The sequence below is a fragment of the Arthrobacter sp. 05N428_2 genome, assembly GCF_056397065.1.
In genome coordinates this window covers 200268-214358 of the sequence record NZ_JBFTMR010000005.1, presented here as the reverse complement: position 1 = coordinate 214358, position 14091 = coordinate 200268, and the positions used below count along the sequence as shown (strand labels likewise).

The following is a 14091-nucleotide window of genomic DNA, read 5'->3' as shown; positions in this document are numbered from 1 at the left end:
CATGAGCGAAATTACGGCACACGGCGAGAAGAAGCTGGTGCTTGCCGCCGGGCGCGCACACCCGGAACTGGCGCGCGAGATCGCCAAGGAGCTGGGCACCGAACTGCTGCCGCTGGACGCGTACGACTTCGCCAACGGCGAGATCTACGTCCGGGCCGGCGAAAGCGTCCGCGGCACCGACGCCTTCGTCATCCAGGCCCACCCGGCCCCGCTGAACAACTGGCTGATGGAGCAGCTGATCATGATCGATTCGCTCAAGCGGGCCTCCGCCAAGCGCATCACCGTGGTCTCGCCGTTCTACCCCTACGCCCGCCAGGACAAGAAGGGCCGCGGCCGCGAGCCGATCTCGGCGCGCCTGGTCGCGGACCTCTACAAGACCGCCGGTGCCGACCGCATCATGAGCGTGGACCTGCACACCTCGCAGATCCAGGGCTTCTTCGACGGCCCCGTGGACCACCTGATGGCGATCCCGCTCCTCGCCGACTACATCCGTACCCGGGTGGGATCGGACAACATCACCGTCGTCTCCCCGGACACCGGCCGCGTCCGCGTCGCCGAACAATGGGCCGAGCGCCTGGGCGGCGCACCGCTGGCATTCGTGCACAAGAGCCGTGACCTGACGGTGCCCAACCAGGCGGTCTCCAAGACCGTCGTGGGCCAGGTCCAGGGCCGCACCTGCGTCCTGATTGACGACATGATCGATACCGGCGGAACCATTTCCGGGGCCGTCCAGGTGCTCATGAACGCCGGTGCCAAGGATGTCATCATCGCGGCGACCCACGCAGTGTTCTCTGACCCGGCGCCGCAGCGCCTCGCCGAGTCCGGCGCCCGCGAAGTCGTGGTCACCAACACGCTGCCGATCGCCGCGAACAAGCACTTCGCGCAGCTGACGGTGCTGTCCATCGCGCCCCTGATTGCCCGCGCTATCCGTGAAGTGTTCGACGACGGCTCCGTTACGAGCCTGTTTGACGGCAACGCCTAGCCAACGGCCCGCGAGGGCGCCCAGCAGGACGCCCAGCCTGCGGTGCAGGCCCCCGTTTTCGCGAAACGGGGGCCGGCACTGCTAAACTCGTTCCGATACCTTGGCGAGGGAGAGCACCGGTAGTCCGCAGGCAGTCACAAGCTGTCCGGAACGCCGACTGCTGGTCTCCGTTATCGACTGGGTCTGAATCTCCCTTCTGATGGGCGGCCTTGCCGCCCGGCGTTGAAGGTCGCAAACAGACCTCCGCCCTTGCTGAATACCGCTAGTCCACCAGGAGATACCCATGTCTGAGCAGAAGCTCGCAGCAGAAGTCCGCACCGAATTCGGCAAGGGCTTCGCCCGTCGCGCCCGCATGGCCGGCCTGATTCCCGCCGTCATCTACGGCCACGGCGCCGAGCCCATCCACATCACCGTGCCGGCCAAGTCCACCACGCTTGCCGTCCGCCGTGCCAACGCCCTGCTGACCCTCGACATCAACGGCGAGCAGCACCTGGCCCTGGTCAAGGACATCCAGCGCGATCCGATCAAGCAGATCATCGAGCACATCGACCTGCTGACCGTCCGCACCGGCGAGAAGGTCACCGTGGACGTTCCCGTGCACCTGACCGGCGAGCTTGCTCCGGGCAACGTGTACAACCAGGAAATGACCACCGTCTCCCTCGAGGCTGAGGCAACCAACCTGCCGACCGCCGTCGAGGTCAGCATCGAGGGCCGCACCGCCGGTGAGCACATCCACGCTTCCGACCTGGTTCTGCCGAAGGGCTCCGTCCTGCTGGCCGACGCAGAGTCCCTCGTCGTTCACATCTCCGAGGCCACCGAAGTCTCCGAGGAAGAGGCATCCGCCGACACCACCGAAGGCTCTTCGACTGCGGTCGAAGCCGAGTAGTTCCGGTATTTCGGCGGCCGGGTCCCACTGGGGCCCGGCCGCCGTCGTCTGCACAGCCTGCCCATCCAGCCGCTCGAGCCGTACGGCCCCACACGAAGGACTGATCCATGACTGACACGTGGCTGATCGTAGGCCTCGGCAATCCGGGCTCCGAGTACGCCCACAACCGGCATAATGTGGGCCAGATGGTGCTCGATGAACTCGCAGCCCGACTGGGCGGCGGTTTCAAGTCGCACAAATCACGGGCCCAGGTCCTCGAAGGCAGGCTTGGCATCGGCGGCCCCCGGATGGTGTTGGCCAAACCCCTCAGCTACATGAATGTTTCCGGCGGTCCGGTCTCGGCGTTGGCGAAGTTTTATGACGTTGACCCGGCCCGGGTCATTGCCGTCCACGACGAGATCGACATTCCTTTCATGAGCATCAAACTCAAGATCGGCGGCGGCGAAGGCGGCCACAACGGGCTCCGTGACATTTCCAAGGCACTGGCAACAAAGGACTACCTCCGTGTGCGCGTCGGGGTCGGGCGGCCGCCGGGCCGGATGGACACCGCCGACTTCGTGCTGCGCGACTTTGCCGGCCCGGAGAAGAAGGAACTGCCGTTCCTGATTGACTCCGCAGCCGACGCCGTGGAAGCGCTCGTCCGGGACGGGCTCCAGGCCGCCCAGCAAAAGTTCCACCCCGTTAAAGCCCTGTAGCCGCTCGAGGACTCGATGTCCTTTCCCCTCGATTTCCTTTCCAAGCATCCCGCGTTGCCGTTATGATCTGTCTACTCTCTTGTCGGGGGATAGAGTTACGCTACGTCTAGGCGGTCGGTGTGTGCTTGCCGGCCGCTATGGCGGTGCAAAGGAAACTAGATGTCGAGGGATTCGCTGGGCTGGGGGGATGTTCCAATTACATCGGCACCGGCCGGATACGCCGCGGGGACGGTCAACAGGCACGCGTGGGCTGGACTGGCACGCGGGGCCTACGCTGACCGGGTCCGTGAGGCCCTCGCTGCGCCCAGCGGCATGGGCGTTGTCATCACCGGGGACCGGGGGGTGGGAAAGTCGCTCGTCGGACGCAGCGCCCTCGCCAGCCTCGGTCCGGACGTCTATACAGTCCAGCTCCGCAGTTCAGGGTCGGGCACTTCGACCCCTTATGGATGCCTCGCGTTTACGCTCGCCCGGCTCCCGCAGAGCTCGCTTGGCTCGCCCACGGCGATCCTGCACGGGATCACTTCGCTGATCCGCAACGACGCCGCGGGACGGCAGTGCGTCATCCTGTTGGACAACGCCGGTTCCCTTGACGAACAGAGCACCGGGGTCCTGCTCAACTTGCTGCAGACCGGCACCGGCCGGCTCGTAGCCACCGCGCAGCGCACCACCGACCTTCCCCCCGACTTCTATTGGCTCATCACGTCCGGTCAACTGGCCGAAGTGCGGCTCGCAGCCATGACCGAGCTCGAGACCCGCGAAGTGCTCCAGGCCGCGCTCGGGCACCGGGTTTCGACCGCCCTGGCAACCCAGTTGCACGATCTGGTTGGCGGCAGCCCCACTCTGCTTCAAGCAGTGGTTTCGGAACAGATCGAGCGCGGCAACCTGGTCCTGGCCGGCGCGGTGTGGACCCTGCTCGACGAGGTGGTCCTCGACGGCAAGACGGCGCTGGAAGACATTGTCAGGGCACGCTACGCGCGGGAAACGCCGCAGGCCCGCGAAGCCATCGAAGTCTTGTCCTGCGCCCGGAGCATGTCCCTGTCCCGGCTCGCGAAAATGTACGGGCCGGGACTCATCGCGGACATGGAAGAAGCGGGACAGATCCTGGTCGACCGCACGGACCGGCATTTCGTGACCCTCGGAGACCGCTATCTGGGCGACATCGTCCGGAACTGGCTCAGCGTGGAGCGCCGGTTGGAGCTGCGCGACAAGGTCCCGGGCCATCGTGAAGACGAGCTGGCAGAGCTCAGTATGGAGGATTTGCTCGCCTACGCCGCGTGGACGCACGACTGCCACGCCGAGCTGGCCCCGGCCCATGCGCTGGCGGCCGCCCGGGCAGCCGTCAGCCTTTTCGACCCGAAGTTCGCGCTCAAGTGCGCCGGCGGCATCAGCCCCGGCGATAGCGAATGGCCGGCCGGACAGCAGCAGAAGGCCGCCGCGTACCTGCAGCTGGGGCTGCCCCTCCAGGCCATGTCCTCGCTCGACGATATCTCCGAGGCACAGATTGACCGGCTCGCGCCGGAGCCCTTCGCCGAACTGGTTGCGGCCAAGGCCGACTGCATGGCCTGGCTGGAGGACCGCAGCGGAAAAGTCCCCGAGCTCCTTCGACGGTCCAGGCTGCGGCTGGAAGAGTTCCAGCAGGCCGACCTGCCTTCCGACGCGGGGTCGCTGGCTCGCGCCGGTCTCTGCCTTGATCTTTGCGAGTTCAGTTACCTTTCCTTCATCGGCGAGTACGTACCGATGATGGATCGGCTCCGTGCCGCTGCCGCCAGCGCCGATGCCGATGCCATCGACCCGGTCCACCGGCTCCGGACCTCGATTATCCTGATGGAAGCCCTGTGCATGACGGGCAAGGAAGTCGAGGCCAGGCAGCTGATGCGCGAGCTGGCCGGAAAACTGGGCGAGTGGTCCAACGTGCCGCGGATTCGCGAAAATTTCGCCTGGCGCTCCTTCAACGTCCTCCTGCTGTGCGGCAAATGGCGCCAGAGTATCGACATGCTAAAGGACGCGAGCGGCCGGGCCGGGCACGGGTTGCACTCGGGCAGCGCCGCCACCGACCTTGCGGTGGGACTCGCGTACGTCTATGCCGGACGCGGCTATCTGGCTCTTGACCCGCTCCTCGCCGCAATCGCCCAGCTCGAGGTCCGGACCAGCCTGCACGCCTTGCGGCAGGCCTATGCGGCCACGGCTTTTGCCTACGCGCAGATGGGGAACTCGGTGCAGGCCACCGTCTACCTGGACCGCGCCCGGTCCGCGGACGGTCCGGCGCGCTTCGTGGTCAGCAGCTCTGCCGAGTTCTGCATGGACATGGCTTCCCGGTGGCTGGGGGATCCCCAGGCCAAGGAACGGCTGGTCCACGCCGCTGAGCGGCACTTCCGGGAGGGCCGCTACACCCTGGCCGGCATCTGCATGCTGGGTGCGACCGTCAACGGCACCGCCAAGGACTTCCAGTTCATGGAAGAGATCGCCGCGCGGCGGCAAGGCCCCCTCGCGGAATTGTCCCGGGTCGTAGCCGTCGGTAGCCGGAAGAAGGACGCCGTGACCATGCTCGAAGCCGCCGACCTCGCCGCTGAACTGGAGCTCGACGCCGTGCAGGCCAGATGCGCCGCGCTCGCCTTCACCTTTGCCAGGGCCGCAGGCCTGGCGGGGATCGCCGCGGCCGCGCACAACATGCTCGAATCCTTGTCAGCGTCGATGCCTGCGCTGCCCATCGTTCCGCAGAACAAGGGGCCGCTGCTGACGGAGCGGGAGCGGCAAATCGCTGCGCTGGCGGGCAGCGGAGTCTCCAATAAGGACATCGCCTTGGAGATTGGGATTTCGGTCCGGACGGTTGAAGGTCACCTGTACCAGGTGTTCACCAAGTTCGGAGTATCGTCGCGGAGTGATTTGCTTGGACTCATCTAAGGTCCGTGCGGCGGCTCCTGCCGATGAGGAGCGCCGCGCCATGACGGGACGCTCCGATGACTTGGGCGCCGCGGTGGCAGCGCTCCAGGGCGGCACACACGTCGCTGTCCTGTTGCTGGGCGAGCACGGAATCGGCAAGTCGACGCTAATGGAGGCCATCGCCTCGCAGCTGCGCGGACAGGTGACGGCCGTCCGCCTTCACGGCAGCCCGGCGCTGAGCCAAGTGCCCTACGGCGTGTTGGCGCCGTTCATTGTGGACCTGCCCGCACAGGATGCCACGTCCCAGCTGGTCGTGCTCCGGACCTTCTGGGGATACCTTGAAGGGCAACGCCGGCTGACGGAAAAGCCGCTCCTGCTGATAGTCGACGACGCTCACGACCTGGATGAGGCCACGGCGGCAGTCCTGGTGGAACTCGCCGCCGCCGGCTGGGCTAAGCTGCTCGTTGGTGCGGCTGCCCGCCCGGGCCTGCCGGAGCCTCTCCTGCAGCTGTGGTTCGAGGGCATCGCGGAACGGCATGATCTGCGCCCGCTCACCCGGGAACAAGCAACCGAGATCCTGGAGGTCCGGCTGGGCCCCCAGGTCTTGCCCGCGGTCGCCGAGACGCTCTGGGCTGCCTCCGCGGGCAACCCGCTGTTGCTGAGCTGTCTCGTCGATGACGCGGCGAGCGACGGTACGCTGCTTCAGCGCAACGGGGTATGGTTGCTCACCCGCCAGCTTAACAGCCACGGCGAACGCCTGACCGACGTCGTGCGCCGCCAGCTGCTGCGGCGCTCCGCGGAGGAAATAAAGGCACTGAACCTCGTGGCGCTGGCTGAACCGGTGGCCAGAGACCTGGTGGAAGCCTTGGTAAGCGTCCCCGTGGTTGCGCAGCTCATCGAGGAGGAGCTAATCCGCGTCTCGGACGCACCCCAGGCTGAACTGCGGCTCTGGCACTCGGTCTACGGCGACACTCTCCGAACCCTGATTTCGCCCGCGCGAAGCCTCCAGCTCCGGCAGAGCCTGGTGCTGTTGATGGACCGGGAACCAGTTTCGGCGGAGGGGCTCCTTCGGCAAGTGAGCTGGTCGTTGGAATGCGGGGTCGAAGTCGGGGACCGGCAGTTGCTCCGTGCCGCTGTGCTCGCCAGCCGACTCTTCGAAGACGAACTGGCCCGCAAAGCCGCCTCCCAGGTCAAAGACCCTGAACTGCAGATCGCGGCGCGCTCGGTGATAGCACGGACGTACTACAACACCTCCAACTATGCGGCCGCTCGGGACATTCTCGAGGCGGACTTCGCGCAAGGGCGCACGCTGACCAGCATGCTGGCGGGGTCTCTGCTGTGGGCCGCCGTCCTGTCCGCTCAGGGACTATCCCCGGCCGATATCGTGCGGCGCGCCGAAGCTCTGCTGCACGCAGGGCAGCGGCTCGCCAAGGACAACCCGGGCGAGGCCGAAGGCATTCTTGCCGCGGCAAGGGAGCGGGTCCGGACGATCCGCACCATGGTCCTGGCCCTCGCCGGCGACACGGATGCCCTAGGCGCGTCCGACGGCGACGCCGCCAGCCCATTCGGGGACGGGCCGCCGCCGGGAAACGTCGAACGAGCTTTCGGGCTGGCGCTGGAAGCCGAGCAGTTGCTGCTCCAAGGAAGATCGGACAGCGCCTACGCTGCTGCCACTGCTGCATTGGGGGCGGCCGGAGACGGGCCTGACGAACTGTACTTCCTTTCCGACTTCCTCGTGGTCCGCGCCGTCACCGCGGCGATTCACGGAGGCGACTGGAAAGCGGCGGAAGGGCTGCTGGAAGGCTTTGTGGCGGGATCCCGACCAAGCTTGATCTCCTTCGGCGGGGGAGTCCACGCGGCCACCGGCATCGTCCTGCTTTACCAGGGGAAGTCTGCCCAAGCCAAGAAAACCCTAAGGGCTGCGCTCGAAGCCCTTCGCGTCGCAGATCCACAGCAACTGTTTTCCCTGACCGCAGCGATGGCCTTCGCAGCGGCCTCCGAGGCGGCGATGACGGACAAGGCTGCGGAGTTCCTGGCCGACTATGAATCCGCGCGGCCGCCGGTCTCCCGATACCTGCGCGCCCTTGCCGCGATGGCCGTGGTCTACGGCAAGGCCCGGCTGGGCAGCTACGACGGCGCCGCGGAGGAGCTGCAACGGCTCGGGCGGCCCGACGGCGGCCGCCACGACGCGGGTTTGGAGTTTGATGCGCTGGCCTTCCGGCTGGCGCTCGGGGACATGGGCGCGGCACCCCGGCTGCGCGAACTGCAGCCTCAACTCGAAGGGCGCAGGGCGGGGGCCATTTGCGGTCTTGCTGCTGCGATCGGGACGGAGCAGCCGGGGGAGCTGATGGAAGCGGCCAAGACCTGTGAGGAAACCGAACTCTGGGGTTTCGCGGCCCAGGCGTATGACGCTGCCGCCCGGACCTATCGCGAGTCCGGTGACCTGCTGCGGGAGCGTACGGCACTGTCCCAGCGGCAGCGTTGCCGTGACCGCGCCACAAGCGGGCCCGGGCAGGGCCCGTCCGCGCAGGAAGATACCCTTGGCCTCCTAACCCGCCGGGAACGCGACATTGTCGGAATGGCCGTTCGGGGCCTGAGCGACCGGCAAATCGCGTCAGAACTGCAGGTGTCCGTCCGGACAGTTGAGGGCCATCTCTACCGGAGCTACGCGAAGTTGAACGTCAAGGGTCGCGAGGACCTCCGCCGGATTGCCCCGGAGTAGATGTCCCCTGGGCCAGTAGGGTGCACTACCGCCCCGGCACTCGCAGACGGGCCGGCGACTACTTGGTTGGCTGACCTCGGCCCCCGGCTGCATTCGAGTACAGCCACGTAGGCGCTCGACAGGTACGTGCCAAGCAATCGAGTACTACCTACGGATGTCTTCGCAACGGCTAGTCCATACTGTGGATTTATCACTGGTTAAACATTGATTGCGAAGGTCTCTCCCATGTTTCAGCAAGAAGCCGGCGTGCCTGCGGGCAGCGGCAAAACAGACACGATTGCACTCGCGCAACAGCCATCGAAGGGGCGGCAGGAAAAACAATTCACCCGGCAGCAGGTCGTCTCTGACGTCATTGGCACAATGACGTCCGGCTCCGGCTGCGGCGTCGTGCTCGTCGGCGAACACGGCGCCGGCAAGTCGTTCATCGCCCAGCGCGCCCTCGAGCAACTAGGCGAGGACTACCTGGTCGTCCAGGTCCGAGGCAGTTCCATTTCGTCGAAACTTCCGTACGGCGCCCTGAGCGTCCTCCTCAATGACCTTGATTCCTCGCATCTGGAGCACCCGCTGATGGTGCTCCGCGGACTCACGCAACTGCTCCACACGAAGGCCCAGGGACGCCCCATCATCATCTTCGTGGACAACGCCCACGACCTGGACGACCTGTCCTGCATGATGGTCGCCCAGCTCAGTGCCGGGGGTCATGTGACCCTGCTGGCCGCCTGCGTGGATCTGCCCCACGTCGGCGGGGACATCATGGGTCTGTGGAAGGATGATCTGCTCCGCCGAGTAGACCTGGAGCCGTTCGACTTCGCCGAGACGGCCGCCACGCTCAACCAGGAATACGGCGGACAGTTCTCGCACACCGCGGCCCGGGCGCTCTGGAGTGCAAGCGGCGGAAACGCGCTGTTCCTCCATTCCCTGGCACGCGAACAGATCAAACTCGGCACGATCGTGCGGCAGGGGGAGGCCTGGGTCCTCAACGGGCGTCCCATCGCTCTGACCGGCGAAGTTCGCGACGTCATCAAGGCACGGCTGAACAGGCTCAGCCCAGGTCAGCGCGACGTGTTCGAGCTCCTGGCGCTCGCTGGCGCCGTGCCGCTCCAGACGCTCATGGCAATCTTCAACCCACAAGACATGGACAACCTCCAGGAGCGGGGCCTCATCCAGGTCAGCCACAACCACCCCCCGATGGTCAGTGTGGCCAACCCGGTGACCGCTACGATCGTCGCGGGGGTTGTCCCCCCGGGACGCAGTGCGGAACTCCGGCGTCGTCTCACCGCCGTATTGGCCGACACCGAGCAGTCCGAACCCGCCGGGTCTGCCGACGTGGCCTGGGCCCTGGACTGCGGGGAACAAGTCAGCACCGCAACAGCGCTCACCGCCGCCCGACTGGCCAACAACGCGTCCGACCCGACCTCGGCGCTGAGATTTGTCCACGAAATCGACGCCTTCGGGGCGGCCGCCGGCGTGGCCATCGAATCAGTGCAGGCTCACATCGCGGTCAACAACGACGAGTCCGCCAGGCGGGTGCTGAACAAGCTGGAAGCCACTAGCGGCGAAGACCTGCCACTGGGCGAGTGGGTGGCCCTGCAACTACTGCAGGTGGAGCTGGACCAGCGCGGTCCCGGCACCTCAGCAGCGGCGCGAGCCCGGCTGGACCTGGTACGCGACCGTCTCGCGGAGGCGACCACGGAAGACACAGCCGCGCTCGAAGCAGCGCGCGGTGAGCTGCTTCTCGCCGAGTGCAAACTGGCCGCCTTCGAGGGCCGCTACAGTGACGTCCTGGCACTGGCCGATCATGTCCCCGGGCTGGCGTCCGAGACCGGGATCCACACCGCGAGCCTGCTCTGCGAAGCCATGGCCGTCAGCGGCGATGTCCTGGCAGCAGTGGCACTGGGCAAGCAGGTCATCGCAGCAGCGGAGTCCGTTCCTTTGGCCGACCGCACGATCCGAGAGATCCGCGGCCGGTTCCTGCTCCTGATGCTGCTGTCAGCTAAGTTCCGGGAGGCGGCGTCCTTCCTTTCGGCAACATCCGCCACCGATGAGCCGCAGGCGCGCCTTGGCGGGATGTATGAAATCGGCCAGGGCGTCATCGATCTCCACAACGGGCACTTGAACGGCGCTATCCCGTGGCTTGAGGCCGGGATGTGGCAGCTCCGGGTGCAGGACCCGGATGCATTGTCCGGTCTGGCCACGGCGGCCTGTGCCTACGCGACCGCGCTGGCCGGCGACGAGGAAACAGCCACCCAGTTGCTCTCTGACGTGACGCAGCCGCGACGCCAGGGCTCCTGGCTGGTGCGTCGATTGGCGCGTTACTTTGAGCTCTGCTCGCTTGCCGAACTTGGTCAGCGGGCTTCTGCGATCCGAACCTTGGTCGCCGAAGCGGACAGTGACGCCGACGACGGCGCCCTTTCTACCGGACTGCTCTTCCTCTCTGCGGCGGCCAGGCTGGGGGATCGGCAGCTGTGCCAGAAGCTGTCCGGCATCGCCGGACAGGTAACCGGACAGTTCGCCCTGCTGTGCCTGCGCCTGGCCGATGGAGTGAAGGAATTCGGCAGCGAGCAGCTGCTGGCTGTTGCCAAGGACGCTGACGCCGCCGGCAATGCCGTTTTCGCCCGCGACGTTGCCCGGCGGGCGGTCTATTGCGCCAACGAGGCCGGGAACCGAATAGCGTTGCGCATTTCGCAGCGTGCGGAACAGTCCCTCGATGACAGGTTCGGGAGCCCCAAGAACGGACTGCATTCGTTGACCACCTCGACGCTCACGGCCAGGGAATGCGAAGTGGCTGTCCGGGCGGCAGCAGGGGCATCCAACCGCAAGATCGCCGAACAGATGCACGTCTCCGTCCGCACGGTGGAGGGGCACCTGTACCAGGTGTACGCAAAACTCCATGTCGCGAGCCGATCGGAGCTCAAAGATGTCATCTCGAGTCCGGCGGCCAGCGCCCGCATCGGTTGACCTGCCCAGGGCCGGTGCGGGTGCCCCGGTTGCGGTCGACGACGTCGAGAGTGGCCCCGAGTGGAAGGCCTGACTGATACCGTAGCCCTCATCGGCCGGTCCGGCGTCGTCAGGGACGTGGTCCACTGCCTTCGCGACGCCGGTCGGGCCGGGGCCCTGATTGTCGGCGGTTCAGGGTCCGGGAAGACGGCAGTCGTCAAGGCGGTCCTAGCCGATCTGCAGCCGCACGGGATGGTGGTCAGGCTCGCCGCCACCCCGGCTCTCGCGGCCGTCCCGTTCGGTGCGCTGGCACCGTATCTGGCAGGGCTTCCGGCACACGAACTCGACTCCTATGCGGCTGTGCTCGGGGCCGTGACCGCCAAGTTGAGATCCGAACCGGCCCTCACGCTGTTCGTGATTGACGACGCTCAGAGTCTCGACCGCGGGACCATCCAGTTGGTTGCGGAGGCGGTCGCCACCGGCGCGGCTCGGCTGCTCACCACTTGCCGGCCCGGGCCGCTGATCCCCGAAGAGTTCCTGGCATTGTGGGACGACGGCATCATCGCAAAGTTCGACCTGGGACCCCTGAGCCGGGCCGAGGTGCACCAGCTCTGCGAACAAGCGCTGCAGGCTGATGTGTCACCGTGGGTCAGCGAGCTGTTTGCCAAGCTGACTGAGGGCAACCCGTTCATGCTGCTGTCCCTGATCGACCACGCACGGACGACCGGATCAATCGGGCAGCGCCGCGGAACATGGTTTCTGCTGGCGCCGCCGGATCTTGGTGGGATCCCGGCCGCGGACCTGGTGGACCACCAGGTACGCTCCATGTCCCCGGAGGAGAAGACCGCTGCCGACATCGTGGCCCTGGCCGGCCCGCTGTCGCTGGGCCAAGTTCTCCGGTTCAGCAGTCCACGGGCTGTCGACGCCCTTGAGAGTGCAGGGATCATCACGGTCTCACGCGGCCTCGACCGCATCGTCAGGCCAGCCAGCCCGCTCATCGGCGAAATCATCCGGGGCCGCGTCCCTGCTGCCAGAAGCGCCAGCCTCCGAGCCGATCTCATGGCACTTCCGTGGACAGGCACGGCGCTCCCGGAGGCATTTCTGAACCAATTGCGATGGTCACTTGATTCCGGCGCTGCCCTCGCGTCCCCGGACCTGATCCGGGGTGCTGCGGCGGCCAACATCGCCTTTGATACCGCGACGGCGCTCCGTGCCGCGGGAGCCGTTCGCGAGGATGTCTTCCTGTCCGAAGCGCGAATCCAGCTGGCCTACACAAGCTATGTCCTCGGCCTGAACGAGGTTTCGGCAGGCCACCTTGAGTCCGCTCAGCCGCTCCGTTACGGGCGTGTATCCTATCTCGCTGCCCTCCTCTACGCCCGGCTTGGAAAACCGCCGGCGGCCGCCGAACTGCCGCTTGAGGCCGGCGCAGCAGGGGCCGGACCGGGCGGTACGGCACAGCGCCCTTGGGCAGCGCCGAGCGTTGGCCTCGCCACCGGTCTCCTGCTGCACGGCTGGGACGGAGGGGTCGCGGAGCTCGAGGTGCGGCTCCAAGAGCTTGTCGCCGCCACCGAGGGAAACCCAGAGATCCGGATTCCGGCGGCTTCCCGCCTTGCCGGGCTGGTTTCTGCCCGAGGCCGTGTCCTGGCGGGGCTGGGCATCGATCGGGAGGCCTGGCGCGGGGTCCAGAGCGCCGACCTCGGACTTCCCCTGGTCTACGAAGACGTGCTGGCACGACACTGTCTGAACCTGATCCGGGCAGGGGAGTGGGAAGAGCTCGCTTCGGTGCTCGATGACTACACCGCCGGCCTGCCTTCTCGGCTGCTGTACAGCGGGGGACTGCTGCATGTGATGCGTGGCTACTCCCGGCTACGGCAGGGGCGGATCCCGGAAAGTCTGGCCGAGTTGCTGCTCGGGGTAGAGGAACTCCTCGTGGTCGATCCTTGGGAACTGCTTGCCTTTGCCCACTCCGTCACAGCCTATGCCGCGGCCGCCCTCGGACGCACCGACGAGGCGAAGGAACAGGCAACCGCCTTCCGAGGCGCTGTCTACCGGGAGCCGGAGACCCTCAGGCTCCTTGCTGAGGGCTATTGCACGGCCGCTGAAATTGCCTGTGGCAATGGCAACGGAAGCGACAACAGGAGTGGCAGAGACGAGGACATGAGCGAGCTCAACCGGCTCGCGACAGAGGCGCAACGGCAGGGACTCACAGCTGTAGAAACCGACATTCGCCGGCTCGCCCTGCGCGGCGGGGACGCAGCGGCCGCGAGGGCCCTGGCTGCCAGCAGCGATGCCGTTGAGGGTCCGGAGGCTCGACTGTTGCGGGCCTACGCTCTCGCCGTCGCCGCCTCTGACTCCGCCGAACTGATGGCGCTCAGCGACCAAGCGATGAGCGCCGGATATCTCCTGCTTTCGCTCGAGGCCGGGCAGCAGGCCGCGCATTTGTTGGAAGGCGATTCGGACAAGTGGAAGCTCACCGCCGTCCAACGAAAAGTTCACCACCGGATGGTCGCGGCCGGCATGTCCGGCAACATGAACATCGTCCGCGGTGAACACTACGCCGACCTCACATCCCGGGAGTCCGAAATTCTGAAGCTGGTCGCGGGCGGCGCTTCGAACGCGGAGATTGCCGCCCGGCTGACCGTTTCCCAACGGACTGTGGAGGGGCATCTCTACCGGATTTTCGGGAAACTCGGTGTGAGCCGCCGTGCCGAGCTCGTGGACGTCCAACGCGATCTGCCGCCCGCCTGATGTCCATGCCGGCTGGCTGCCCCCTGTGGGGCCGGCGCCAATCACCGGGTTCTGGGCGTTCACGCGTGCCCATTGGGTAACTACTGCGTGACAAGACGGCCGTGCGGGAGTATGCCTAAGTAGTGGGATAACGAAGACCGCAGGAGAAGTCGGGTAATCCCTACTCGTGTGCAGCTTGGGAGGCCGCGATTGACTTAAGCCAGTTCCGAAAACGTCTCACCCTTCATATCCGAACTCCTTC

At 66.5% G+C, this 14091-nt stretch carries 7 protein-coding genes; all 7 read left to right on the top strand.

Annotation, left to right across the window (positions count from 1 at the left end; all coding sequences use genetic code 11):
* Position 1: 1 nt before the first annotated feature.
* The 7 genes from AC1DGI_RS07645 to AC1DGI_RS07615 all read left to right on the top strand — a co-directional run bounded on the left by AC1DGI_RS07645 (position 2) and on the right by AC1DGI_RS07615 (position 13850).
* The gene (locus tag AC1DGI_RS07645) at positions 2-982 is read left to right on the top strand and encodes a ribose-phosphate diphosphokinase (RefSeq protein ID WP_441401918.1); all 981 of its coding nucleotides are present in this window, start codon (positions 2-4) and stop codon (positions 980-982) included.
* Between the two features lie 283 nt (positions 983-1265).
* On the top strand, positions 1266-1868 hold the full coding sequence (locus tag AC1DGI_RS07640; RefSeq protein WP_441401919.1) for a 50S ribosomal protein L25/general stress protein Ctc: 603 nt from the start codon (positions 1266-1268) through the stop codon (positions 1866-1868).
* Between the two features lie 107 nt (positions 1869-1975).
* Entirely contained in the window at positions 1976-2563 is a 588-nt protein-coding gene (gene pth, locus AC1DGI_RS07635; RefSeq protein ID WP_441402092.1) for an aminoacyl-tRNA hydrolase, read from the top strand.
* Between the two features lie 159 nt (positions 2564-2722).
* On the top strand, positions 2723-5464 hold the full coding sequence (locus AC1DGI_RS07630; protein ID WP_476898343.1) for a helix-turn-helix transcriptional regulator: 2742 nt from the start codon (positions 2723-2725) through the stop codon (positions 5462-5464).
* The gene (locus tag AC1DGI_RS07625) at positions 5451-8165 is read left to right on the top strand and encodes a helix-turn-helix transcriptional regulator (RefSeq protein ID WP_476898342.1); all 2715 of its coding nucleotides are present in this window, start codon (positions 5451-5453) and stop codon (positions 8163-8165) included. Before AC1DGI_RS07630 ends, AC1DGI_RS07625 begins: the two co-directional genes overlap by 14 nt.
* A 225-nt stretch (positions 8166-8390) precedes the next feature.
* Positions 8391-11123, top strand: a complete 2733-nt coding sequence (locus AC1DGI_RS07620) for a helix-turn-helix transcriptional regulator (RefSeq protein WP_476898341.1) — start codon at positions 8391-8393, stop codon at positions 11121-11123.
* Positions 11124-11183: 60 nt separating this feature from the next.
* A complete protein-coding gene (locus AC1DGI_RS07615) occupies positions 11184-13850 on the top strand; it encodes a LuxR C-terminal-related transcriptional regulator (protein WP_441401389.1) in 2667 nt (888 codons plus the stop codon).
* Positions 13851-14091 lie beyond the last annotated feature (241 nt).